Below are 25,706 nucleotides of genomic sequence, written 5' to 3' on the forward strand. Positions count from 1 at the left end.
TCACCTACACTTTCGCGTCCATTAATAGTTGATGAAAATCTGTAGCTTCCTCATTTTCTCCACCATGTTCTTCAGAAAAACTGTTTTGCTCGTCCTGACTATTTTCCTCATCATATTGTTCGGCTAGATTCATTTCTTCCGAATGAGCTAATAGATTAGAGCTATCCTGCTTTTCAATCAAAACTTGGTGTGGTGAAAACATATGTCTAAGCTGTTGTAGATTCCCTTCAAGTAAATCCTTTGTTGCTTGTGATGATACGATCATTTTTACTGTCATTTCTCCATTAACTTGGGTTAGCTTTAATGTAATATCACCTAACTGCTCTGGCTGTAATCGTACCATTAGTTGGTTTATACCATTACCTCGTTGCAAAAAGTTACTTTTGACCATTATCTGCTGAAATTGATCTAATAACTGTTTCTGCACCATCTCATTATCGGTATTGGTTTGTTGCGTATAGATAATGTATTGCTGAATTTTTGAATGCACAGGACCTGTAGAGATAATAGGCGAAGTCTGTTTAAGTGAGTTACTTTCACTTTGTGATTCATAGCTTTGGATCGCATGCTTCATCCAGTTTACTAAATCCTGTTGGGTTACTTTTTTATTCCCTCCATAATGCTCCGTTAGAGAGGAACGACTCTGATAATTTTCTATAAGGGAACTCCATACCTTAGCTACTTTGCTCTCTTGTAAATCACTCATGATCGTCTGGATAGCTTGTGGGTTTTGCTTTTGAAAATTGCTCCACTGTTGCAAATAAAGAAACATCTGCTTTTGTTCACGCAAGGTAATAGAACCATTTTCCATTTTATTAAGGAGTTTCTGAATCCCTTCCCATGATGACTGAACTTCCTTTTTATCTAACGTTTGCGCCATAGGCACAAGTGCAGATGAACCTACCACTGTACTAGAATGGTTCGTTATCAGTAGATTTTGAAAAAACTTCTCAGGAGAACGAATATCTTCACTAGTTTCTAAGCTTTTTAAAAGACTTATTAGTTCTTCCAATGCTTCGATCTCTAATAATGGATTTGATGCTTGAATTTCATCAACGAGTTCTTTCACTCTTTTTTGCATTTCTTCATCCAATTCTAGTAGTTGGAATAGGTCTTCCATTAGGATATCTCCTGATTTAAGTACATTTACTAGGTCTTCACTCAATAATTTCTCTCTTATGGAATCCTCCTGGTTAACCACTATATCTGATGACATCTTATCTACACTCAAGTCAGATGTGCTATTCGCTAGTAGTATATTTTTAAATACCGATGCTTCCCCTTGATCTTGCTTCAGAGAAGGTTCCATTGACTTTGGTGCCATGATGGATACATTTGGTGTGATCATTGGTGTCACCTCCTTTCTAATGTGTGTTATTCAACTAGGAACGACTCTGTAAATGAAGCTGCTATTTCTGGATCCATTGCTGCAAGTATTTCACCGCGAACCTCTGCATCCACTTGTTTCAAGATAGAAATAACGATGCTTTTTTCCATTTTTTCTAAAATAGAGGCAGCATTTTTTGGTTTCATCTCACTATATGATGTAGCCACTTCTTTCCATTTCTCATCTGGCTCCTCTGTTGCTTCCTCTTCACTTTCTTTCATTTCTTTCGTTAGTCCTGCTACTTCTTCTTCTAATTCCGTAATCGTTTGTTCTTTTGATTCAACCTCTGCTTCTAATCCTTCCACCTGTTGTTGCAACATATTTAGTTCCTCATTCTTTTCGGAAAGCTGACGTTCGTGTAAGGCCTCAAGGTCTGTCGTTACCCTTTCTTCCAAGAAAGGGATTTTGTTTAAGGCTTCTTTTGTTTTTCCGACCACATCTACACCCATGATATTTAGAATGATTAGTGCAACAATTAGAGCAAATAATAATGGAACAATGATAACGATTAGCCACTGAAAAAACCCTGGTTTTTTTTCTTTTTTGTCACGATTGGGATTGGTAGCCATTTCTTCACCTACCCTTATTGATCAAATACTTTCTCATAGATATTTCATCCATTTGAATAGCTTCCTGTCTTTTCTCGCTTTCGACCCTTGTGATTTCTTTTTTATGGATCAATTTCTCAATCTTTTTCAGTTCTTGAAATTGGTTCGATAAATTCTGCTGAAAATATTGCATTTTATCCCTCGCGTTTGCAACTTGCTTTTGTAACTCAAGGATGGAAGGTGTTAAATAATTTAAATAATCATTATAGGACTGAAGCATTTCTGCACTTGTCCCTGTCGTTAGGGATTGTGTGTACTTGTCTTCAATGGTTTCTTTTCTTTTTAATAAATCAAAAAGTTTTTGAGCTTTTATTTCAAAGTCATTGACTGCTTGCTCATAAATCATTTGTGCTTGATTTTTTTCGTTGTCTCTTATTTTTCTTATTTTTTCAAGTCCAACTGTATTTCTCAAAAGCTATTCCCTCCTGAAGCTAAAGCCTTCAATTGCTTAAGGGCATCTTCCCTGTCAATATTTTCTTCCATCCGTTGTTTAAGAAACTCTACTATTTTGGGCTGTAATTGAATTGCTTCATCTACTAGTTGATTGGAGCCTTTTTTATAAGCACCGATCTGAATTAATTCTTCATTGTCCTCATAGGTAGCAAGCACTGATCGGATTTTTTGTACATGTTTTAACACATCAGGATCAATGATCTCATTCATCACACGACTTACAGACTGTAAAATGTTAATGGCCGGAAATTGTCCTTTTCCTGCTAGCTTCCGATCTAGGATAAAATGCCCATCCAAAATCCCTCTTGTCGTATCAGCAATTGGCTCATTGAAATCATCTCCGTCTACCAAAACTGTATAAAATGCTGTGATGGTACCTTTATCACTCGTGCCTGTTCGCTCTAGCAAAGAAGGAAGTAATGCAAAGACTGATGGTGTATATCCTTTCGTTGTCGGAGGCTCTCCAATAGCAAGCCCAATCTCTCTTTGGGCCATTGCTACCCTTGTCACAGAATCCATCATTAAGTTTACTTGATATCCTAAATCTCGGAAATACTCACTTATCGAAGTTGCTGTGTAAGCACCTTTTATTCGCATTAATGCAGATTGATCGGAAGTTGCCACAACAACAATGGATTTTTTCAATCCTTCCTCACCTAGATCCTTCTCAATAAATTCATTAACCTCTCGACCACGTTCACCAATTAATGCAATCACATTCAGATCGGCCTCACTATTACGTGCAATCATTCCCATTAAGGTACTTTTACCTACTCCACTTCCAGCAAAAATACCAATTCTCTGACCTTTACCAACCGTAAGCATTGTATCAATTGCCTTGACCCCTACTTCAATAGGCTCACTAATCCGGGGTCTACTCAAAGGGTTAGGTGGTGCTTGTTCTGTTGGATAATCGATGAGGCCTTTTGGTAATTTTGTCCCATCTAATTGATTTCCAGTCGAGTCAATTACCTTCCCAATTAAAGATCTTCCCACTTTAATGGAGAGAGATTGCTTTGTTGCTTCTACTAAGCAACCTGAAGAAATATTACTAACTGCCGAATATGGCATTAAAAGCACCTTTTCTTCATCAAATCCAATTACCTCTGCCGTAATTTTTTCTGAGCTTTTATCTGTATGAATGTAACAGACTTCGCCGATTCTTGCTTTAGGCCCGCGTGACTCAATTAGTAGTCCTACAACCCGTTCTACCTTTCCAAAACGTTTATAGGAATCAATTTGTTCAATTTCATCAAGGATTGCTTGGATGTTCACGGCTAATCTCCTCCACTACATTAAAAAGCCTATTTCTTATTTCATTTAATTGAGTCGTGATAGATGCATCAATCCTACCATAAGGTGTCTCTATGATTACTTGTCCTTTTTGAAGCTCTGGATCTGTGAAAATAATTAACTCTGCTTGTTGATTCGTAATCGCAACTAATTCATCCTTACTATCCAGAAGGAGTGAATAATCCATATCGTGAACATAAACCTTTATAACCGGCTGTTCTTTCACCATCTCGATGACTTTATGTACAATATTCAGGAAAGAATGACTATTTTCTGTTAAGGTCTGATTCATTATTTTCTCTGCAACAGTCATCGAAATTTGTAATATTTTCTCATCACTTTGAGACAGTATATTATCGGCATCGATTTGTGCCTGCATAATGATTTGGTTCGCATGATCTATCAGATTACGATATTGTTGAATGCTATCTGTTTCCCCTTTTTCGAAGCCTTTTTTATAACCTTCCTGCTGTGCTTCTTCTATATAACGAGTTCTTAATTCCTTCCACTCTTCTTTTTGTCTAGCTATCTCTCGTTCAGTACTATCAAATTTATCGTTTATCTCTCTTTCTTTTTTTTCTATTTCTTCCATGCGGGATTGTAAATCTTTCTCTAATGTATCTGTGTTTGAAGTATCCTTCTTAACAGAAGTTTGGATTTTCTTAATATTAATTTTTTTTGTAGGGAGAGCTAGTTCGTCTTGATTAGACAATAATATCATCCCCTCCACCTCTTGCAATGACAATTTCTCCAACTTCTTCTAATCTTCTAACAACAGAAACAATACGGGATTGAGCTTCCTCCACATCACGTAGTCTAACTGGACCCATGAATTCCATCTCTTCTTTAAATGTTTCTGCCATCCTTGTAGACATATTGTGGAACATGATTTCTTTAACTTCATCACTAGATACTTTAAGTGAAAGACGCAAGTCATCATTGTCGACCTCACGAATAACACGTTGAATTGCTCGATTGTCCAAGGTAACAATGTCCTCAAATACAAACATACGTTTCTTGATTTCTTCTGCGAGTTCTGGATCGTCTATTTCTAAAGCATCGAGAATTGTTCGTTCCGTGCTCCTATCTACTCCATTTAGAACCTCCACAACAGCTTGAATCCCACCTGTTTGTGTATAATCTTGTGTCACAGTAGTAGACAATTTTCGTTCCAATATTTGTTCAACCTCGGAAATGATTTCAGGTGAAGTAGAATCCATAAGTGCAATCCTCTTCGCGATACTTGCCTGTAACTCTGTAGGCAAATCTGACAAAATTTGTGCTGCCTGCTCCGAATCTAAGTAAGATAGAACTAGGGCTATTGTTTGTGGGTGTTCATTTTGAATAAAATTGATGATTTGCGATGGTTCTGCCTTTCTCGCAAAATCAAATGGCTTCACCTGTAACGAGGAGGTTAGTCGATTTAGAATATCGGTTGCCTTCTCTTCACCTAATGCTTTTTCTAATACAGTTTTGGCATAGCCAATCCCACCCTGTGAAATATAATCTTGAGCCATAGCTATTTCTTGAAATTCTGCTAATATATCATCTTTTTGTGCTGTGTCTACCTTCTTGACGGAAGAAATCTCAAGAGTTAGTCTTTCAATTTCTTCAGGTGTTAAATATTTATATACTTGAGCTGAGACATCAGGTCCTAGAGAGATTAACAAAATAGCAGCTTTTTGTTTACCAGTAAGTGCTTGTTTTCGTTTCGCCATTTACATTAACCCCCTTCTTAATCCTCTGAAATCCAACTGCGAAGTAATTTAGCAAATTCCTCTGGTTTATCCTGAGCATATTTTTCTAATTGTTTTCTTCTTTTCGAGCTATCAGAATTATCCTCTTGCATAAGTGGAGGTAGCTCTTCATGGAACACTTCTTCTGTTTCGATTTCTTCAATTTCTTCTTCTGGTGTTGGTTTTCTTCTTAACAACCAAATTAGCAGGATAATCACCGCCAATAGTACACCACCAACGATATAGACCCAAATCGGAATAGATGGTACCGTAGTTTGTTCTAATGATTGATCTGTTCCACTAAATGGTTGGAATACGATAGAAACGGCTTCTTCTGGTGTTACTTCTTCATATGTTTGGTCTACCGTCGTGGAAATCATTGAGTTTAATATAGAAGCAACACTATCTTCTACTGCCTGTTGTTCGGTTGCACTTAACTGTTCTACTTCTCCATTTTCTCCGATCCTGGTGTTATCTATCGCTACTTGTATTCCTAAATCTCGAATTTTATAGGGACTTTCTACTATATCTCGTTGAATTCTATTAAACTCATTGTTAACAGATTCCTTTACCATTTCATAATCCCCAACTTGTCCTTCTGTACCCGCGGGGTAGTTGGCAATCTCCCCCTCTTCTACCCCAACTGCACCTTCCTCAGGCTGAGCACCAGTAAATGATTCTGTAATGGTCTCAATACTAACTGGAAGTGTATCGTTCTCCTCATCGACCGGTTCAACTAATTGCTCCACTCTTTTTTCTTGGGTAAAATCGATATCTGTTGTCACTGAAATGGCGACCTTATTCATACCGATCATCATCCCAAGCATTTTTTGTACCCTTTTTTCGATGTCTCGTTCGATATCATTTTTCATTTCCAGTTGATTAGTAAATGAGCTTCCTTCCGTTGCATAATTTTGACTATTTAGATCGTAATATTCAAAATTTTGATCCATGATGACAATATTCTCAGTTGGTAGATTTGGTACAGATTTAGAAACAAGGTGATACAGGGTATTAATTTGACTTGGTTCAAATTGATACCCCGGCTCTGACTGAATGACAATAGATGCGGATGCCTCTTGTTGCTGATCACTGACAAAAACAGGATCCTTCGGGACATTGATCATTACTTCTGCACTTTTAATTCCATTAACTTGTGAAATTAAATTCGCTATCTCTGTTTGCATGGCATCTAGTTTCATTACATCGAATTCATTATCTGTCACTCCCCATGAGCTGTTTTCAGCAAAAAAGGAATAATCGATACTACCACTATCAGGAATTCCCTGTGCGGCAAGATCAACGAGTAAAGATTCTGCCTGTTCCTCAGGTACTTCAATCGTTGTACCAGCTTCCGTTAGTTCGTAAGGAATAGATCTTGCATCTAACTCTTCCTTAATTTGACCTACTTCTTGAAGAGACAATTCATTATATAAAGGTACAAGCTTATCGGAAGTTGATAGAAAACTGATTACCAAAAGTAATATGATAATAAAACCGAGTCCACCAAAAAGCACACCTTTCTGCCACTTTGCCATGGACTTATAATATTCTTTGAATTTTAAACTATATTGCTTCAATTTCTCGTTCATTTTTTGCCCCCAGAAACTAGTTACTTACATCATTTATGTAGATTAAACCTGCATTCTCATTACTTCATTGTAGGCATCGATAACTTTCCTTTGGACTTCAACTCCTGTTTGCAGTACGATACTAGCTTTTTGAGCAGTAATCATAACATCATGCAAATCGTCAATTTGGCCTTTGGCTAATGCTTCTGTTTTTACATCTGATTCATTTTGAGCTTTATTGATTTGTTCAATGGCATTTTTTAAACTATTAGAAAATTGCTGCTGTGCTTCACCTACAGAAATGGAACTGCTCTGATTGGATTGATTAGTTTGATTCATATTTGAGACATGATTAATATTTAAAAAAGTGTTAGTTACCAAAACTTATCCCTCCCCTGCTATTACCTACCTATTTCCAATGCTTTCATCAGCATGGTTTTGGATGCATTTAATGCTGTGACATTAGCCTCATAAGATCTTGTGGCACTCATCATATCGACCATTTCTTTAAGTGGATCGACATTAGGCATTTCTACATAACCCTCTTCATTCGCATCAGGGTGATTCGGATTATAAACTAATTTAAAAGGCTCTGTTTCATCCTCCGTAATTTCCGTCACTCTAACACCACTTCCCCGGGTTGATTGACTGTTTCTAGCGGATTGGAGAAGTGTAGAGAATCCTTCCCCTCTTTGCTGAAATACGGTCATTTTTCTCTGGTATGGTTCATATTCACCATTTTCATTGACTGTTGCACGAGTAGTATCCATATTTGCAATATTTGAAGAAATGACATCCATTCTTAGTCTCTGTGCTGTCAAGCCACTCCCACTTGTATTAATAGAATGAAAGATCGACATAATTACCTTCCTCCCCTTATAACTGTTTGTAAACTATTAAACTTCCCATTCATACGGTCTACCAATGCCTGATAATAGATTTGATTTTTAGCTAATTCCGTCATTTCTTTATCTATATCAACATTATTGCCATTATGGTTATAAGTTGTGGAACGATTAGTTGTAATTGTATAAGGTTGTGCTTCTTCTGATCCAAAAGAAATATGTCGCTCGTTTGTTTGAGTGGGTGAAAAATCACCTTCTAAAGTCTTATTTAGGACATTTTTAAAATTCACATTTTTTGCTTTGTAGTTAGGTGTATCTGCATTAGAAATATTATTAGCTATTGTACTATTTTTCATAGAGGCATAATCTAAAGAATTTTCTAGGGAATTTATCGTATTTCCGAAAAAAGACATGCTAATTTCCTCCTTATTTCTCTAAAAACCGACATAAAAATAATGCGCCTATCGAATATTGTAAGATAAATATTACCTATTGTCTATGACAAATTGTAATATTTTTGTTAAAGTTTGATTTATTTTTACATTTTAGTCTTTAAGGCTTAATTTATATAGGTATATAATACCATTATTGTAGGCTTTTAATCAGGAATTTGTCAAAAAAAAAAGAAAACTGCCTAGGAGCAGATTTCTTTTTCTGTATGAAAGCGTGAAATTTTAACTAGAATATATTGAATCCTTAGATTTTTCTTATAATTTGAGTTCCTTTAGGAAATAATCATTTAGTACCTTAATGTAGGTCCCTTTCATCCCAAGAGACCTAGATTCGATGACACCAGCACTTTCAAGCTTTCTTAATGCATTTACGATAACAGATCTTGTAATGCCAACCCGATCTGCAATCTTGCTAGCTACTAACAATCCTTCCTTACCATCAAGCTCTCGAAATATATGTGAAATAGCTTCTGATTCACTATAGGAGAGCGAATTAATCGCCATTTGCACAATAGCAGTCCTTCTGGCTTCTAATTCTATTTGCTCTGTTTTCTCATGGAGAATCTCCATCCCAACTACTGTCGCGCCGTTTTCCGCTAAAATTAGATCATCCTCATTAAAGCTATCAGATAAACGACTAAGAATTAAAGTTCCTAGTCTTTCTCCACCACCTATAATTGGTACTATAGTCGTTAGCCCAGTTCTAAAAAGCTCTTTATTCTCAACAGGAAAAGCTGTATATTCACTGTTAATATCTAAATTAGTCGTGGTTGAAGTAATATGAAATAAATTTTCCGTATATTCTACTGGAAATTGTCTCTCCTCTAGCATTTTCTTCATACGTTCATTTTCGATTTGTTGATTAATGGAAAATCCTAAAAGCTTACCTTTACGACTAACGATAAATATGTTTGCATCAATTACGTCTCGTAATGTATTTGACATTTCTGTAAAATCAACTGATTTTCCCCTCGTCTTCTGAAGCATCGCATTTATTTCCCTTGTTTTATCTAATAATTTCATTTATTGCACCTTCCATCTATAAAATAAATTCGCTTAAGTCTTTATTTTTCGCAATAGATTTAAGTTTCTCATTGACATAATTTTCAGTAATTTGTATATTGCCAATCCCAATCTCTGAAGCTTCAAAAGATAGTTCTTCCAGTAATTTCTCTAGGATAGTATGCAACCTTCTTGCACCAATATTATCTGTCTCTTGATTCACCTCATATGCGATTTCTGCTATTCGAGTAATCGCCTTTTGGTCAAATTCTATGGTGATTCCTTCCGTTTCTAACAGTGCCTTATATTGCTTTAATAACGCATTAGAAGGTTCTATCAATATTCGTTCGAAATCTTCTACTGCCAATTTCTCAAATTCTACACGAATGGGAAACCTTCCTTGAAGTTCTGGAATTAAATCCGATGGCTTTGCCATATGAAACGCCCCTGCTGCAATAAACAACATATGATCCGTTTTTACTGGTCCATATTTCGTTACAATGGAGGATCCCTCGACAATTGGTAAGATATCTCGTTGGACACCTTCTCTAGAAACGGTGGCGGATTGCTCTTGCTTGACAGCAATTTTATCCACTTCATCGATAAATATAATACCTGTCTGTTCCGCTCGCTCGATTGCTTTTTGTGTCACTTCATCCATATCGATTAACTTTTGTGCTTCTTGCTGTGTTAATATTTTTCTTGCTTCCTTTACTTTCAATTTTCGTTTCTTCTTTTTCTTTGGCATGAATTGACCTAGTGCATCTTGCATATTCATTCCCATTTGTTCCATTCCCGATCCTTGTAGCATATCAAACATAGATGGCGTTTGTTCCTCTACCTCTATTGAAACGATATTATCTTCAAGTTCTCCTAGATCCAATAGGCTTTTCATTTGTTGTTTTTTTTGTTTCATCGTTTCCGCTTGTTCACTTGATTCCTCTTCTGTATCATTAGATTTTTGTTGATTGGGGTTTAAGAACATTTCAAATGGATTTTTCGAATGATTTGCCTTTCTTTTATCTGGTACTAATAATTTTACAAGTTGCTTATTCGCCTCCTCCTCTGCTTTTCCCTTTACGAGCTCCATTTCTTCTTCTTTAACCATTCGTACAGATGTTTCAACTAGATCCCTAATCATCGATTCGACATCCCGTCCAACATAACCAACTTCCGTATATTTTGTTGCTTCCACTTTAACAAAAGGGGCTCCAACTAATTTAGCTAATCTTCTAGCTACTTCCGTTTTTCCTACCCCGGTTGGACCGATCATTAAAATATTCTTTGGAACGATTTCATTTCTTAGCTCTTCTGTTAATTGCATTCTTCGATATCGATTTCTTAAGGCAACAGCAACAGCCTTTTTTGCACTTTCTTGGCCAATGATATAGGCATTTAATTTTTCCACGATTTGTTTAGGTGTTAAATTTATTGACATGATTCTCCTCCTTAAAGCTCTTCTAAAACTAATTGATCATTGGTAAATACACATATTTCTCCAGCAGTCTCTAAGGAAGCCTTTGCGATTTCTTTTGCACTGAGGTGGGAAGCATGCTTCTTCAATGCTCTTCCTGCACTTAGTGCATAATTACCACCTGAGCCTATCGCTAGTATTCCATCATCTGGTTCAATCACTTCACCTGTACCTGAAACGAGTAAAAGCTCCTTCTCATTCATTACGATTAACATGGCTTCTAATTTCCGTAAATATTTATCATTACGCCAATCTTTGGCTAATTCAACAGCAGCTCTTGATAAGTTACCATCATAACTCTCTAATTTTGCTTCAAAGCTTTCAAATAAAGTAAACGCATCTGCAACAGATCCAGCAAATCCTGCTAAAACTCTTCCTTTAAATATTCTTCTCACCTTTTTAGCCGTGTGTTTCATTACAACTTGATTCCCAAGTGTTACCTGGCCGTCTCCACACATTGCTGCTTTACCATTGTGCTGTATAGCAAAGATAGTTGTTGCATGTAATTGATTCAGTTCATTCATCACGATACCTCCTATTTATTACTATTTTTTGCTCTCGGATGTGCCGATTGATAGATACTTGTTAATCTATCCTTTGTAACATGCGTATATATCTGTGTTGAAGATAAATTTGAATGGCCTAATAATTCTTGAACTGCCCTAAGATCTGCCCCATTGTTTAGCATGTGTGTAGCAAATGTATGACGTAATTTATGGGGGTGTAAGTGGATGGTAAGCCCAGCCTTTTTTACCATTTTACTTAGAATTAATCGCATTCCTCTTACAGTAAGTGGGCTTCCTTTTGCATTTAAAAACACAAAATTACTTGGAATGCTTTTACTTCCCATTAGCTGGTTACGTCCATCATTTATGTATGTTTTTAAAGCATCTTCTGCAAACTCACCAAAAGGGATATATCTTTCTTTATCCCCTTTTCCTAATACTAAAATCGTCTTTAAGCTAAAATCAATATTTTCTATTTTTAAACTGGCGCATTCACTTACACGAATTCCGGTCGCATATAACAATTCTAATAACGCGGCATCTCTTTGTCCTAATGCTGTCGTACGATCAATAGTAGAAAATATGGTGTCGAGCTCTTCTTGGAATAAGAAACCAGGAATTGGCTTAGAGTTTTTAGGTAGGGTTATATGCTGAAAAGGGTTTGAATCGACAACCGCTTCCCTTACAAGAAGCTTATAAAAACTTCTAAGTGTCGATATATGTCTAGTGACGGAGCGCTTGGAAAGACCACTTTCGTATAACTGAGACAAATAATTTCTCACGATGTTGTGATCCACCTCTTGTAGTCTAGTCATGTTCTCTTTGTACATAAATTGAAAAAAATGTTCTACATCCTTTTGATATGTTTGAATCGTGGTCTTCGCAGCATTCTTTTCTATTTGTAAGTAATCTAAATAAAGTAACCATTCCTTCGTAAAGGGTTCCATTTTTCACCTCTAATAAGCGATAAAATCTTATCATAATCCTAAGTGTATCGCAAGTTCGTTAACCAATTTGTCAAATCTTTAACCTTTATACTATTCTATTCCCATCAAGTTAAATCATAAAACGATAATTATATTATTACCGTGTCCATTCCATTGTATCACCTATTTCTTGTCTAGACCAATCAAAAAGGTACCTCCCTAAAATATAAAGGCGAAGAACAAAAGCGCTAGGCGCCTGTTTAAAACGTAGCGACTGGTGCAAACCAACTGAGATAAAGGAATCATGCCCCCTTCATAGGGGTATGCCGACGCCTTAACGCATAGTCCGTATTTAGTCAGCTTTCATTCAGCTTTAAAACTGGCCCATTGCGCTTTTCCTTATCTATTGAGTCATATTTTTATGCTTACTTACCTTAAAAAAACAAAAACTTGCTATCAGTATTAGATAGCAAGTTCAAACTGTTTAGCTCTGTGCCTCTTCTTTATAATCACAATGAGGACATTGTACTTGTGCCGTTTTTTTACTTTTCTTCTCGACGAGCATCGTATGACATTTTGGACAATTTCGTCCAATAGGTTTATCCCATGAGATGAAATCACATTCCGGATAATTATCGCATCCATAAAAGGCTCTTTTCCGTTTTGTTTTTCGTTCTACAATATTTCCATCCTTACATTTAGGACACTTTACTCCGATCTCTTTTAATATCGGTTTTGTATTTCGACAGTCAGGAAAATTAGAGCAGGCAAGAAATTTGCCATATCTCCCCATTTTGTAGACCATTTCATGTCCGCATTTTTCACAATTAATTCCTGCAGGTTCGTCTTTAATTTCAACCTTTTCCATTTCTTCTTCAGCTTTGGAAAGGCGTTGACTAAACCCTTGGTAAAACTGATCAATAATTCTTATCCATTCCGTTTTCCCTTCTTCAATCGCATCCAAGTCATCTTCCATTTTGACTGTAAAAGCGACATCGATAATCTCAGGGAAAAACTCTTCCATTAAAGAACTTACGATTTCTCCCAACTCAGTTGGAACAAATCGACGATTGTCTAACGCTACATAGCCTCGTCTCTGAATGGTGTCCAGTGTAGGGGCATAGGTTGAAGGTCGTCCAATTCCCTTTTCCTCCATTGTCTTAACAAGTCTCGCCTCTGTATATCTCGGAGGAGGTTGAGTAAAATGCTGACTAGGTTCCATTTTTTCCGATTTTACTTTAATTCCTTCTTCTATTTCTGGTAGCCACTTCTCTTGTTTATTTTCCTGATCATCACTACCCTCAATATAAACCTTCATAAAGCCTTTAAATTTAACTTTCGATCCTGTAGCACGAAATTCTATTCCTTCATTTAGCAAATGAACAGTCATTGTATCCATAACAGCAGGGGCCATTTGACTAGCAATAAATCGTTCCCAAATTAGTTTGTACAGTTTAAGCTGATCTCCTGATAGTACATTTTTTAATGACTGTGGATCACGAAAGCTATTTGTCGGTCGAATTGCCTCGTGCGCATCCTGTACGCCTTCACTTTTCTTAGCTTGTTTGTTAGAGCCTATATAGGATTTCCCATACTTTTGATCAACAAAATCTCTCGCTTGGTTTTGTGCAGTGGTTGAGATTCTCGTAGAATCGGTACGCATATAGGTAATAAGTCCGGTGATTCCACCTTCTTTTTTACCCAAATCTATTCCTTCATACAATTGCTGTGCAATCATCATTGTTTTTCGAGCTCTGAAATTCAATTTTCTAGCTGCTTCCTGTTGAAGGGAGGATGTAGTAAATGCTGGTGAAGGATTTCGTCTTCTTTCTTTTTTATTAACTTTATCTACTAAAAAGTAGTCACCCTTCAATTTTGCTAAAATTTTATCTACATCTTCTTTTGTTTTTAATTCTACTTTTTTCCCATTAGAACCATAGAAATTGCCTTCAAATTGTTGGCCATCCTTAGAAAAGAGAGACTGGATACTCCAATATTCCTCCGGCTTGAAATTCTTTATTTCATTTTCTCGGTCGATAATCATCTTAACAGCAACTGATTGCACTCTTCCTGCACTAAGCCCTTTTTTGACCTTTTGCCATAATAGCGGGCTGATATTGTAACCAACTAAACGATCTAATATTCTTCTGGCTTGTTGTGCATCGACTAGATCCATATTAATTTTTCTCGGATGCTTAAAGGAATCTTTAACTGCATCCTTAGTAATTTCATTAAACACCACTCGGCAATCTGAATGTATATCAATGTCTAAGCTATGAGCTAAATGCCATGCAATAGCTTCTCCCTCGCGGTCGGGGTCGGCTGCTAGAAAAACTTTATCTGCTTTTTTGGCAGCTGTTTTTAGTTCTTTTAAAACCGGACCTTTTCCTCTAATTGTAATATACTTTGGTTCAAAATTGTTTTCGACATCTACCCCTGTTTGACTTTTAGGTAAATCTCGAATGTGCCCCATCGATGCTTTTACTTTATATCTTTTACCTAAATATCTTTCAATTGTTTTAGCTTTAGCAGGTGATTCGACGATTACTAGATATTGTGCCATAAATTCTAACCCTCCCAAGAGGTTACTTCCTATTAAATAGTACATTATCGAAATTTCAAATTTTATTCAACTATTTCTCTTTTAATGAATAAGATAAATCTTCCCTATTATTAAATACTTTTGTATGATTTGTCAAATAATGAATAAAAAATATCCTTCAGTAATTAAATGTAAAAAAACTCCTTTTATTTAGTCATTTACCCATTTAGCTACCGCTTAGATACTAGTTAAGATTGTGGTGAATGGTTTAATATTTCGATCCATTTAACTTTTTGATCATGCCATTCCTCGATTATTTCTTGTCCTGTAAGCACTGATTTTGCACCGTCCTTGATTAATTGATTACACCCTCTGCTAGTTGGGCATAAAACAGAACCAGGTACTGCAAAAACTTCTCTCCCTTGTTCTAATGCTTGGTCAACAGTTATCAATGAACCACTCTTTTCTTTTGCTTCTATCACTAAAGTACCAAACGTTAATCCACTTATGATGCGATTTCTTTCGGGAAAATGGTATTTTTGAGGTGTTTTATATGGAGGATATTCAGAAATGACGAGATTATGCCTGGATAGGTTTTGATACATTTCCACATGCTGTTTAGGATAGACATGACGGAAACCACTACCAAGCACCGCAATTGTAGGAGAATCGTATTTCATGGCTAATTCATGCACATAACCATCAATACCAAGGGCCATTCCGCTTACCAATAGCCATTTTTCATTAATTAAAGGCTTCAATAATGTTTGCATAATGGTTTTTGCAGCATCAGAGGGATAGCGTGTACCTACAATACTGATATTCGGTTGATGTGTCAATATATCTATATTTCCTTTTAAGTATAAGCTAAGAGGAGGATCTGGGATAAAGCGGAGCTGTGGTGGATAATTCTTATCAAAAATGGTAATAGCTTGATATTGTTGTAGGTCTTGTAGAATTTCTTTTTGTAACGAGGTCTGATGTAATCCTTGATAAAGTGCTTCTGCTCTTTGCGGATCTACACGAAGGATATCTCGCAAATCTTTCAAATTGTAATCATATATGTTTTGAAGTTGAGGGTCTGACTTTAACAGTTTCCAAATAATTGGTCTCGTAACCCCTCTAATTTGTTTTAAATGTAGGAGTCTTAAGCTTTTTTTATCCATCTATTCACGTCCTTTGATTTAAATAAGGAAGAGATAAGGGAAGCTATCTCTTCCTAGTAAACATTAATGTGTCTTACATTTGTCATAGAGTCCTTTTTCTTTGAGGACTTTAATGAGTGTTTCACCCATCACAGATGGTGTTTCTGCCACTTGGATACCACAGCTGTTCATTACTTTAATTTTCTCTTCAGCGGTTCCTTTACCTCCAGAAATGATCGCACCTGCATGCCCCATTCGCTTACCTGGAGGTGCCGTACGTCCACCAATAAAGCCAACAACAGGTTTGGTCATATTAGCTTTTACCCATTCTGCTGCTTCTTCCTCCGCTGTTCCTCCAATTTCCCCAATCATCATAACCGCTTCTGTTTCGGGATCATCATTAAACGCCTTTAAAACATCAATAAAATCTGTTCCGTTTACAGGGTCCCCACCAATACCAACAGCTGTTGATTGGCCAAATCCTTCTTCTGATAATTGATGAACTGCTTCATACGTCAATGTTCCTGAACGGGAAACAACTCCGATATGACCTTTTTTGTGAATATACCCAGGCATAATACCTATTTTACATTCTTCTGGAGTAATAACACCAGGACAATTCGGACCTACTAATCTCGTTTTCTTTCCTTCCATATAGCGCTTAACTTTGACCATATCCATAACAGGAATATGCTCCGTAATACAAATAACCAAATCAAGTTCTGCATCTACTGCTTCCATGATAGCATCTGCTGCAAATGGCGCAGGCACGTAAATAACTGATGCATTCGCTCCTGTCTCTTTAACCGCATCTTCTACTGTATTGAATACAGGTACACCTTCTACTTCTTGCCCACCTTTTTTTGGTGTTACACCAGCGACAATTTTCGTTCCATATTCTAGCATTTGTTTAGTATGGAAAAGTGCAGTTGATCCAGTAATACCTTGAACAAGCACTTTTGTATCTTTGTTAATAAAAACACTCATGTAATGGTTCCTCCTTATTCACTTTCTAGGAATTTATAAAATTCTGGACTGTGATAACCTATAGAGCTATGAAGATCAGCACGCTCCTCTGCGCTTCTTCCTTAAAACAACTCTATTAAGCTTGGTTTACTAATGAGACAATTTTTTCGGCACCATCAGCCATTGACTCTGCTGGTGTAATGTTTAAACCAGATTCAGCCAGAATTTTCTTTCCAGCATCGACATTAGTACCCTCAAGACGGACAACGAGTGGAATCTTCAAGCCCACTTCTTTCGTAGCTTGGACTACCCCTTCTGCAATGACATCACATTTCATAATACCACCGAAAATATTAACAAAAATGCCCTTTACATTTTTATCCGATAAGATAATCTTAAAGGCTTCTGTTACCTTTTCTGCTGTCGCACCGCCCCCAACATCTAAGAAGTTGGCTGGATCACCATTGTAGTGTTTGATAATATCCATTGTGGCCATGGCAAGTCCTGCTCCATTTACCATACAACCAATATTTCCATCTAAAGCAATATAACTTAAGTCATATTTGGATGCTTCTATTTCTTTCTCATCCTCTTCTTCTAAATCGCGATATTCGACAATATCCTTTTGACGGAATAATGCATTATCATCAAAGTTTAATTTCGCATCTAGTGCTAATACTTCTCCATCACCAGTTGTCACTAATGGATTGATTTCTGCGATAGAACAATCCTTCTCGATAAATACCTTGTATAATCCGAGCATAAATTTAACCGCTTTCGATAAATATTCTTCTGGAATATTGATATTAAAAGCAAGGCGTCTCGCTTGATATGGCATTAATCCAGTAACAGGATCGATCTCTTCTTTAAAAATTTTCTCAGGTGTTTCGGCAGCCACCTCTTCGATTTCTGTACCGCCTTCTTCTGAAGCCATCATCGTAACTCTTGAAGTAGCACGGTCTAATACTAAACCGATGTAATATTCTTTTCTAATATCACAGCCCTCTTCGATAAGTAAACGTTTTACTTCTTTACCTTCAGGACCTGTTTGATGTGTGACAAGTGTCTTGCCTAAAATTTCATCTGCATATGTACGAACTTCATCGATATTTTTCGCAACCTTCACACCACCTGCTTTTCCTCTTCCCCCAGCATGAATTTGCGCTTTAACTACCGATACCTCTGTACCTAATTCTTTGGCAGCATCGACAGCTTCCTCTACTGTGAATGCTACTTTCCCATTCGGAACAGCCACTCCGTATTTACGCAGAATTTCTTTGCCTTGATACTCGTGAATATTCATCTTCCATCCTCCCATCAATTAATCACTGCATTCTCATTGTATAAAAAAAGGACAGCAATTGTCTACAAAATACTCTAAATAATATGAAACTTCATTTTATTTCAATCTTCCTTCTTTCCATCTCATTTTTATAGTAAAGATTGGCCTGTGTAACTATTTTGATTGTTGATCTATTTGATAAATATAGGCAAACACTTCTGCTACTGCTTGATATAACTCTTCTGGTATTGTCTCATTAATGTTCAATTCAGAAAGTAATTCGACTAAGGTAGGATCTGATTGAATTGGAATCTGATGCTTTAGGGCCTTTTCAAGTATATTTTCAGCAACATACCCTTTTCCAACAGCTGTAACCTTAGGTGCATTGTCTACATCACGATCAAATCGGAGTGCTGCTGCCTTAGCCTTTTGTTGCTTCTCCTTACTCATATGCGAAAGTCAATCCCTTCTGTACGTGTAGATTCTTTTATATAAGGTTGACGGGGTAATTTACCAATTTGTTGATCACTCATCTTTTTCCAAACAACAGAGGTAAGTTGATAGTTAAGTTCCTCCAACCTTTCTTCTAGCTGGGGTTTATACATAGATAAAAGAGGTGGAGCTAACTCTTTATCATTGTAGACCGTAATATGGACGATTCTTTTTTGGATGGACATGGCAATCATCGTTTCCCCTAGTTGATTCAAATCAAGGTGAAATAGAATTCGGCAATATTCTGGATCAATCTCATCACTCTCATTTTTTCGTTTTCCTGCGAATTGTAGCACTATGTCATTTGCAAGACCTAATTTCTCTGCGGGTATTTGTAGATTAAGCTCATACATTTGATGATCATTTACCATCTGTAATTGTAATCCTGTTAATGTTTGTAATAATCTAGTCATTTTATCCCCGATACTGTCAGTGGAATGCTGCGAGAGTAGCAGAAGTGTTTGCTTCAAGGAAAGCGGTTCTATCTGTTGTCCTTTTTGTTTAAGTAGCTGTGCTTCATCCTGTATTCCACTTGTTTCTATAAAATGCTTTATTAATGTAATAAAATGGTTTTTAACAGATTGTGGATCATTCGGATTCATCTGATCGAGTCTCTGCAAAATCTCTCTTGCTACAAACATTTCATCTTGCGTCAATTGTTGCCCCATTACCTTTGTAAGTATTTGTATTGCACGTTGATCACTATTATTCAATGGCTGATTTTGATCCATCCATGACCGGATAAATTGGGCATCATCTGCTGATAATCCTTTCAATAATACAGAAAAAATAGAATGACTTGCTATTAATGATTTGATTGATCCAATCGGTAGATTATTCTCTAGAGCATTCTCCAATCTACCTACTAATTGCCCGAAGCTCTGTTGTTGTTCTTGATGAATAAAAGGCTGGTTTGTCATTAATTGTTTGGCTGCCTCTTTTAATAATAAATAGAAGGATGATTGGGATAGCTGTTGTAGTAAGCCTTTATCCTTTGTCGATAAATGCTGCATTGCTTGAAAATCGTGTTGCAGTAAGACTTCTAAAGCTTGGCGTTCTATTGGAAAATGAGAAGTTGTCATTATCCATTTTTGTAAGACTACCAAATCATCTGACGATAAATGATTCGTCAATTTTGCAAGCATTCCGCTATTTGATAACGACTTTTGGATTTGATCAGCAGATAGTAATGGATGCTGTAAATTCGATTGTTCGATTATTTGTAAAAATCGAGAAATTGGAATCTCCTTGGATAATCCTGCTTTTTTTAATAATGCATTAATCGTTTGGATGTTCATAGTCAAATAGTTTTTCGTATTACCTTCATTAGTCAACAGATTGTTACCGAGTATTACTTGCAATTTATCGTATAATAAAGAAAAGTGCTTCTCATTCATGACAAGTGACTTCTGTTTCAACATTACTTCCAACATGTCATTCAATTCACTCATTTGACTTCCTAATGATTGTGTTAGTATTTGCTGCAAACTTTTAAAAACTTCTTCTGTTAGTGGTAAGTCCTTCGCTAGCATAGTTAAAAGGATTTGTTGATTTTGATTATTCCCACCTATTAACTCAATTAATTGAGCTAATTCCTTACCTGCTTTATTAGAGAAAGGTATCTGTTGTGCGACAATTTGTGCAAATAAGGAACGACTGTTTTTCGTTGAGGGTATTCCTAATTGCTGTAGTAAGCGATCTATACTACCGTCATTTTTTTGAGGTGTTTCGGTTATTTTTTTAATTCTTGTAACATCTCCAGCGGATATAACCTGAAAGAGATAACTTTTCTTCGCTGTCAAGGCTGTTTCTAATTGTGCTACTATTTCTTTTCCGTTCACTTGAATGGTAGCTTTTTGATTAGGGAAAAGCTCTAATACTTTTGCAGAAATCATTTGACCAGGCTTTAATGATGGTAATTGCTTTAAGGTGCTTGGTTTTGTTAATGAAAAAGGATTTGCAATATTTTGCAAACTCATAAATAACCCTCCTAAGTCAAAGATTTTAAAAAGCTTCTTCGATGGTGTTTAGTCAACCCATATTTCTTAATTGCTTCTATATGAGCCCTTGTACCATACCCACTATTTTTATGAAAATCATAGTGTGGATGAGATAGATGAAGTTCTTCCATCAGGCGGTCACGCGTAACCTTTGCAACAATACTTGCTGCTGCAATAGAAATACTCTTTTGATCACCTTTTATAATGGAGTCACTCGGATAAGCTAGTCCTTCTAGTTGCATTGCATCAATTAAGATATGTTCAATATCTTTGGATAATCCATTTAAAGCTAGTCTCATAGCTTTTTTGGTTGCTTGAAAGATATTTATTTGGTCAATCTCACTCGGTTCAATGATACCGATATTATAATCTAATGATTGTTCGATGATATGCTCGTAAAATTCCTCGCGTTTTTCTTTACTTAATTTTTTGGAATCATCAATTCCAATCAGTTGAAATTCTTTTGGTAAGATAACCGCTGCCGCCACAACTGGTCCAGCTAGAGGTCCCCTTCCTACTTCGTCTATTCCCACAATATGTAACTTGCCCTTTTCCCAGTGCTTTTTTTCGTAACTACTCATATGCTCAAAATGCCGTATAGCTTTAGCTATTTGGGCTTGCTTCCGATCATATTGTACAAGTAGCTTTTGTACACCCTTGCGATGATCCTGTCTAAATTCTTCTATAATTTCAGCACTACATTCACTGTTGAATAGATAGTCTTTGACTTTTTGGACTGTCCATTTTGTATCCAAATCCTCCACCTCATTTTCTTTTATCACTGTATTAAACCGTAAGGCAAGGTTATCACTCAAGATTATTTAAAAAGTAACGAATGTTACACATCTTGATAAGTCACCCTTTATATCGGCACTTTTTCATAAAAAATAAAGACATTCTTCTATAATGGAATGCCTTTAGTCATCTATATTTGGCTCTTCTAGTGTTAAATTTCCTAGCTTTCCGTTTCTTAAATCCTGGATGATAACTTCTGCCGTTTTTTCGTAATTGACGAACCCTCCCGCTTCAAGGCATCCTCGTCTTGTTCCTATCTGTTCGAATATTTCCGACATTTCTAATTGGTCTGATAATTGGTAGCGCTCCTCTATATTGGTTGGGTAATATTCCTTCATATATCGAATGATAAATGCAGCAATTTCCTGCATTGGCAGTAGCTGATCCTTAATGGTACCTATCGCCGCTAATCGGAGTCCAACAGATTCCTCTTCAAATTTCGGCCATAGTATTCCAGGTGTATCTAATAGTTCAAAGTCATTTTTCACTTTAATCCATTGTTGACTTTTCGTCACTCCTGGTCGGTCACCGGTTTTTGCTATCTTTTTGTTGGCAAGACGATTAATCAATGTCGATTTTCCTACATTTGGAATTCCTATAATCATTGCCCTTGCTGCCCTTGGTCTTACACCCTTTTTTTTCAAACGTTCCAACTTAGCCTGTCCTAATTTTTTTGCCGTTTCGACTATTGTTTGAATATCCTTACGATTATTCACATTAGCTGTCACCGCTGTTATAGTATGTGCTTGAAAATACTGTAGCCATTGTTCCGTGATTTCTTGATCTGCTAAGTCTTTTTTCATTAACACTAACATTTTTGATTTATTGTTAAGAAGTTGTTGGAGCATAGGATTCTGTGACGAGTATGGTGCTCTAGCATCCACTAGCTCGATGACAAAATCCACAAGCTTTAATTTTTCCTGCACTTCTCTACGTGCTTTTGCCATATGGCCAGGAAACCATTGAATGGTCATATCATCACCTTATTTCTATATTGTCTCATATCATTATTCTAATAAGCTAATCTTGTCAATAGGCCAATACGTTAATTTAGCAACTCCAACGATATCATCCATCGGAATATAACCTAATTGCCTACTATCTGTCGAGTTCGTACGATTGTCCCCAAGTACGAAAACATGTCCTTCAGGTACTACTTCTTTATTTCCCTTTATGTCTTCCTCCAGTGAAAAATCAGTTGTATAAGTTGTATTTTCTTCTAATTGAGATTTTACCTCAGCTAGAAATGGTTCATCCACTGGTTGGTCATTTACGTACAATTGATCATTTCTGTACTCAATTTTGTCACCAGGTAACCCAATGACTCGTTTAATATAATCCTTCTTCATGGTTGCATGGAAGACCACGACATCAAATCGCTCAATCTGATTAAAGGTAACACTTAGTTTTTCTACAATTAATCGATCTCCATTTTCTAAAGTTGGTAACATCGATGGCCCTTCTACAACGATTGGTACTGCTATAAACATTCGTACAAAAACAATGATGACTACAGCTACCAACAAAATCTTTATCCATTCGACCCAATCATTCTTTTTGGATGCCATATAGGAAGTTCCTTTCTTAACAACTAAGTAGATTTAGTCTTTGATTGCATAATTACTTTATAAGGAAATAATTGTATATAGAAGAAAAAGGAGCCTGACAATGCAAGCTCCTTTCACATTTTGTTACATTAGCGAATTTCTTTAATACGAGCAGCTTTACCACGTAGGTTACGTAAATAATAAAGCTTCGCACGACGAACTTTACCACGACGAGATACTTCGATTTTTGCGATACGTGGTGAATGCACTGGGAATGTACGTTCCACTCCTACACCGTAAGAAATTTTACGAACAGTAAATGTTTCACTGATGCCACCATTTTGACGTTTAATTACTACACCTTCAAATACCTGAATACGTTCACGGTTACCTTCGACAACCTTCACGTGAACTTTTACCGTATCACCAGCACGAAATTCAGGTAAATCAGTACGTAATTGGTCTTTTGTAATTTCTTCGATCAATTTTTGCATTCTATTACACTCCTTCCAAACCAATGCTCTTTACGAATGATCATAAGCGGAACACCGTTTTTTAACCTTAAGTCTCTACTTAAGCACAACTATCAATATAGCATAATGTCAATGTAATTTCAACTACTTCCTTTGGATTCCTTCCATTGTTTTAGCCATTCTTTTTCTTCAACAGAAAATGATTGATTTTCTAATAGATCTGGCCTTCGCAAAAAGGTTCTCTTTAAAGCCTGTTTTCTACGCCAAGTGTCAATGTGCGCATGATTTCCCGATAATAATACATCAGGTACCTTCATCCCACGAAACTCAGCTGGTCTTGTATAATGTGGATGCTCTAATAATCCAGTTGAAAAGGAGTCCTCCACTGCCGAGGTATCATTCCCGAGCACACCAGGAATTAGTCTTACTACACTATCGATCACTACCATTGCTCCAAGCTCTCCACCTGTCAGTACATAGTCTCCTATAGATATTTCATCTGTTGCAAGACCAGTTCGAATTCTTTCATCATAACCTTCATAATGTCCACATATAAAGATAAGGTGGTCCTCCTTAGCTAGTTCCTCTGCCTTTCTTTGGGTATAGGGCTCCCCTTGTGGGCACATGAGGATGATTCTCGGCTTTACCGTCTCTTCTTTTTCAATGGAGGCAATGGCATCAAAAATAGGTTGAGGCTTTAGCACCATTCCTGCACCTCCACCATATGGATAATCATCTACTTTGTTGTGTTTATTATCTGTATAATCTCTAAAGTTAATATAGTGATATTGTAAAAAGTTTTGGTCGATTGCTTTTTTTAAGATAGAGGATTGAAAAACTCCTTCAAACATTTCAGGAAATAGTGTCAGTATGTCTACCTTCATAATTCAATTAGTCCTTCCATAGGTTCAATGATGATTTCTTTCTTGTCAATGTCTACATGTTTGACAACAGACGCAATATAAGGAATGAGAATGTCCTTACCTTTATTTGATTTTACTACCCAAACATCATTTGCGCCAGGGGATAGTATTTCTTTTACTTGTCCAATTGGCTCCTTTTCCATTGTGAAGACCATACAATTTATTATTTCATGGTAATAAAATTCATTTTCCTCTAGGTCATCATCTAGTTGATCCTTTTTAATGACTAATAAGGAACCTTTATATTTCTCTACATCATTAATATTATTCATTTCTTCAAAATGTAATAAATCGAATTGTTTATGGGTCCGGTGGGCATCGACGACAACTTTTAACAAGTCTCCCTGTTCATTTGGTTGTATCCATAATGTAGATCCAGGCTCAAATCGTTGTTCAAAATCTGTAATTCTAACGACTTTGACTTCACCCTTTATTCCATGAGTATTAACAATCTTTCCAACTTTTAAAAAATTATTTTCCATATTCATTATCACCTAATTATGTAATTTTTGTAATGATTCCATCCTTGATCACAATGGATCTTTGCTCCATAATATGATCCCAATTCATACCTTCTTCTATATCGATCATAGCTTCTACTTCTCCATCACTGATTTCATTTCCGATTGGGAGTATATCCAATTGTTCGATTTTATATTTATACCATTTAATATGATCTTTTCGATTGGCAATTTCTTTCTGAAATTTCGCTGAAATATCTGCCTTTTTCTTCGCAGTACGTTGCTCAAGCTTTTTCTGTTCAAATAATAATTGTTGACATTCTTGCTCTAGCTTAAATATTTTCAAATCATATTCTTGTCTTAGCTTCGCTTTACTTTGATCTGTAACAATTTGTTTTACAGCGACCTTCCGAATAATTTTCATCCATTTCAGCCTTTCTATACTAAATTATTCAAGACCTTTTCAATAAAAGAATAGCAAAACTTCTTCGAAAGATAAAGAAGGAAACGATAATTATATAAGACTTTGACTAATAAGAAGCAGAAAAAAATTCCATAGAAAAAGAGAAGGTTCTATGCGCCTTCTCTTCTATTACATGATATCCAAATAAACTTTCTTATTGCTTTTCGTTCCAGCTGCATAAACAACTGTCCGAATGGCTTTTGCGATCCGTCCATTTTTACCAATTACCTTCCCAACATCATTCTCATGTACTTGAAGATGATAAACTATTTTATTCTCTTCTTCTTTTTCTGTCACAACAATAGATTCGGGATGATCAACCAATGGTTCGATAATTGTTTCAATTAAGGATTTCATGGAATCA

General features: G+C 36.3%; 28 protein-coding genes. All 28 read right to left on the minus strand.

From position 1 onward, the window contains the following. Positions 1 to 4: 4 nt before the first annotated feature. Complete coding sequence (locus DLJ74_RS10660; RefSeq protein ID WP_109984435.1) at positions 5 to 1,348, minus strand: flagellar hook-length control protein FliK; 1,344 nt, start codon at positions 1,346 to 1,348, stop codon at positions 5 to 7. A 26-nt stretch (positions 1,349 to 1,374) separates the two neighbouring features. Then, complete coding sequence (locus tag DLJ74_RS10665) at positions 1,375 to 1,956, minus strand: MotE family protein (RefSeq protein WP_109984436.1); 582 nt, start codon at positions 1,954 to 1,956, stop codon at positions 1,375 to 1,377. A gap of 4 nt (positions 1,957 to 1,960) precedes the next feature. Next, complete coding sequence (fliJ, locus tag DLJ74_RS10670; protein ID WP_054859501.1) at positions 1,961 to 2,407, minus strand: flagellar export protein FliJ; 447 nt, start codon at positions 2,405 to 2,407, stop codon at positions 1,961 to 1,963. Continuing rightward, entirely contained in the window at positions 2,404 to 3,723 is a 1,320-nt protein-coding gene (gene fliI / locus DLJ74_RS10675) for a flagellar protein export ATPase FliI (RefSeq protein WP_109984437.1), read from the minus strand. Before fliI ends, fliJ begins: the two co-directional genes overlap by 4 nt. Beyond that, positions 3,701 to 4,453, minus strand: coding sequence for a flagellar assembly protein FliH (gene fliH, locus DLJ74_RS10680; RefSeq protein WP_181397506.1), 753 nt, complete (start codon positions 4,451 to 4,453; stop codon positions 3,701 to 3,703). The genes fliI and fliH overlap by 23 nt, the downstream gene beginning before the upstream one ends. Then, positions 4,446 to 5,459 carry a flagellar motor switch protein FliG gene (fliG, locus tag DLJ74_RS10685; protein WP_054787564.1) on the minus strand — a complete coding sequence of 338 codons (1,014 nt, stop codon included), beginning with the start codon at positions 5,457 to 5,459 and terminating at the stop codon, positions 4,446 to 4,448. The genes fliH and fliG overlap by 8 nt, the downstream gene beginning before the upstream one ends. Before the next feature lie 17 nt (positions 5,460 to 5,476). Continuing rightward, positions 5,477 to 7,069 carry a flagellar basal-body MS-ring/collar protein FliF gene (gene fliF, locus DLJ74_RS10690; RefSeq protein WP_109984439.1) on the minus strand — a complete coding sequence of 531 codons (1,593 nt, stop codon included), beginning with the start codon at positions 7,067 to 7,069 and terminating at the stop codon, positions 5,477 to 5,479. A gap of 42 nt (positions 7,070 to 7,111) precedes the next feature. Next, positions 7,112 to 7,387, minus strand: coding sequence for a flagellar hook-basal body complex protein FliE (gene fliE / locus DLJ74_RS10695; protein ID WP_054859695.1), 276 nt, complete (start codon positions 7,385 to 7,387; stop codon positions 7,112 to 7,114). Between the two features lie 62 nt (positions 7,388 to 7,449). Then, entirely contained in the window at positions 7,450 to 7,908 is a 459-nt protein-coding gene (gene flgC, locus DLJ74_RS10700) for a flagellar basal body rod protein FlgC (RefSeq protein ID WP_109984440.1), read from the minus strand. A 2-nt stretch (positions 7,909 to 7,910) separates the two neighbouring features. Beyond that, positions 7,911 to 8,306, minus strand: a complete 396-nt coding sequence (gene flgB, locus DLJ74_RS10705) for a flagellar basal body rod protein FlgB (protein ID WP_054859504.1) — start codon at positions 8,304 to 8,306, stop codon at positions 7,911 to 7,913. 294 nt (positions 8,307 to 8,600) lie between these two features. Next, the gene (gene codY / locus DLJ74_RS10710; protein WP_054787566.1) at positions 8,601 to 9,368 is read right to left on the minus strand and encodes a GTP-sensing pleiotropic transcriptional regulator CodY; all 768 of its coding nucleotides are present in this window, start codon (positions 9,366 to 9,368) and stop codon (positions 8,601 to 8,603) included. A 16-nt stretch (positions 9,369 to 9,384) separates the two neighbouring features. Continuing rightward, on the minus strand, positions 9,385 to 10,785 hold the full coding sequence (gene hslU / locus DLJ74_RS10715) for an ATP-dependent protease ATPase subunit HslU (RefSeq protein WP_109984441.1): 1,401 nt from the start codon (positions 10,783 to 10,785) through the stop codon (positions 9,385 to 9,387). A gap of 11 nt (positions 10,786 to 10,796) precedes the next feature. Then, complete coding sequence (gene hslV, locus DLJ74_RS10720) at positions 10,797 to 11,336, minus strand: ATP-dependent protease subunit HslV (protein WP_054787622.1); 540 nt, start codon at positions 11,334 to 11,336, stop codon at positions 10,797 to 10,799. A 20-nt stretch (positions 11,337 to 11,356) separates the two neighbouring features. Beyond that, the gene (xerC, locus tag DLJ74_RS10725) at positions 11,357 to 12,274 is read right to left on the minus strand and encodes a tyrosine recombinase XerC (RefSeq protein WP_109984442.1); all 918 of its coding nucleotides are present in this window, start codon (positions 12,272 to 12,274) and stop codon (positions 11,357 to 11,359) included. A gap of 463 nt (positions 12,275 to 12,737) precedes the next feature. Further along, on the minus strand, positions 12,738 to 14,816 hold the full coding sequence (topA, locus tag DLJ74_RS10730) for a type I DNA topoisomerase (RefSeq protein ID WP_109984615.1): 2,079 nt from the start codon (positions 14,814 to 14,816) through the stop codon (positions 12,738 to 12,740). Between the two features lie 227 nt (positions 14,817 to 15,043). Further along, positions 15,044 to 15,961, minus strand: coding sequence for a DNA-processing protein DprA (gene dprA / locus DLJ74_RS10735; RefSeq protein WP_054859507.1), 918 nt, complete (start codon positions 15,959 to 15,961; stop codon positions 15,044 to 15,046). Positions 15,962 to 16,024: 63 nt separating this feature from the next. Continuing rightward, positions 16,025 to 16,927, minus strand: coding sequence for a succinate--CoA ligase subunit alpha (sucD, locus tag DLJ74_RS10740; protein WP_109984443.1), 903 nt, complete (start codon positions 16,925 to 16,927; stop codon positions 16,025 to 16,027). A gap of 115 nt (positions 16,928 to 17,042) precedes the next feature. After that, positions 17,043 to 18,209: an ADP-forming succinate--CoA ligase subunit beta gene (gene sucC / locus DLJ74_RS10745; RefSeq protein ID WP_109984444.1), complete on the minus strand. Its 1,167-nt coding sequence runs from the start codon at positions 18,207 to 18,209 to the stop codon at positions 17,043 to 17,045. 153 nt (positions 18,210 to 18,362) lie between these two features. After that, positions 18,363 to 18,638, minus strand: a complete 276-nt coding sequence (locus DLJ74_RS10750; RefSeq protein ID WP_054787568.1) for an EscU/YscU/HrcU family type III secretion system export apparatus switch protein — start codon at positions 18,636 to 18,638, stop codon at positions 18,363 to 18,365. Continuing rightward, a complete protein-coding gene (locus DLJ74_RS10755; RefSeq protein WP_109984445.1) occupies positions 18,635 to 20,659 on the minus strand; it encodes a hypothetical protein in 2,025 nt (674 codons plus the stop codon). Before DLJ74_RS10755 ends, DLJ74_RS10750 begins: the two co-directional genes overlap by 4 nt. Before the next feature lie 11 nt (positions 20,660 to 20,670). Further along, the gene (locus DLJ74_RS10760; RefSeq protein ID WP_425454580.1) at positions 20,671 to 21,444 is read right to left on the minus strand and encodes a ribonuclease HII; all 774 of its coding nucleotides are present in this window, start codon (positions 21,442 to 21,444) and stop codon (positions 20,671 to 20,673) included. Between the two features lie 153 nt (positions 21,445 to 21,597). Beyond that, positions 21,598 to 22,449, minus strand: a complete 852-nt coding sequence (gene ylqF / locus DLJ74_RS10765) for a ribosome biogenesis GTPase YlqF (protein ID WP_054859511.1) — start codon at positions 22,447 to 22,449, stop codon at positions 21,598 to 21,600. Positions 22,450 to 22,482: 33 nt separating this feature from the next. After that, entirely contained in the window at positions 22,483 to 23,043 is a 561-nt protein-coding gene (gene lepB, locus DLJ74_RS10770) for a signal peptidase I (RefSeq protein ID WP_054787574.1), read from the minus strand. 128 nt (positions 23,044 to 23,171) lie between these two features. Further along, entirely contained in the window at positions 23,172 to 23,516 is a 345-nt protein-coding gene (gene rplS / locus DLJ74_RS10775; RefSeq protein ID WP_054787575.1) for a 50S ribosomal protein L19, read from the minus strand. A 119-nt stretch (positions 23,517 to 23,635) separates the two neighbouring features. Further along, on the minus strand, positions 23,636 to 24,379 hold the full coding sequence (gene trmD, locus DLJ74_RS10780) for a tRNA (guanosine(37)-N1)-methyltransferase TrmD (RefSeq protein ID WP_109984447.1): 744 nt from the start codon (positions 24,377 to 24,379) through the stop codon (positions 23,636 to 23,638). Then, positions 24,376 to 24,900 (minus strand): ribosome maturation factor RimM, encoded by a 525-nt coding sequence (gene rimM, locus DLJ74_RS10785; protein ID WP_109984448.1) that lies wholly within the window; start codon positions 24,898 to 24,900, stop codon positions 24,376 to 24,378. Before rimM ends, trmD begins: the two co-directional genes overlap by 4 nt. A gap of 16 nt (positions 24,901 to 24,916) precedes the next feature. Further along, complete coding sequence (locus tag DLJ74_RS10790; protein ID WP_054859513.1) at positions 24,917 to 25,303, minus strand: YlqD family protein; 387 nt, start codon at positions 25,301 to 25,303, stop codon at positions 24,917 to 24,919. A 168-nt stretch (positions 25,304 to 25,471) separates the two neighbouring features. Continuing rightward, on the minus strand, positions 25,472 to 25,699 hold the full coding sequence (locus tag DLJ74_RS10795; RefSeq protein WP_054787578.1) for a KH domain-containing protein: 228 nt from the start codon (positions 25,697 to 25,699) through the stop codon (positions 25,472 to 25,474). Positions 25,700 to 25,706 lie beyond the last annotated feature (7 nt).

The sequence above is a fragment of the Gracilibacillus dipsosauri genome, from assembly GCF_003176895.1.
Lineage (GTDB): Bacteria > Bacillota > Bacilli > Bacillales > Amphibacillaceae > Gracilibacillus > Gracilibacillus dipsosauri.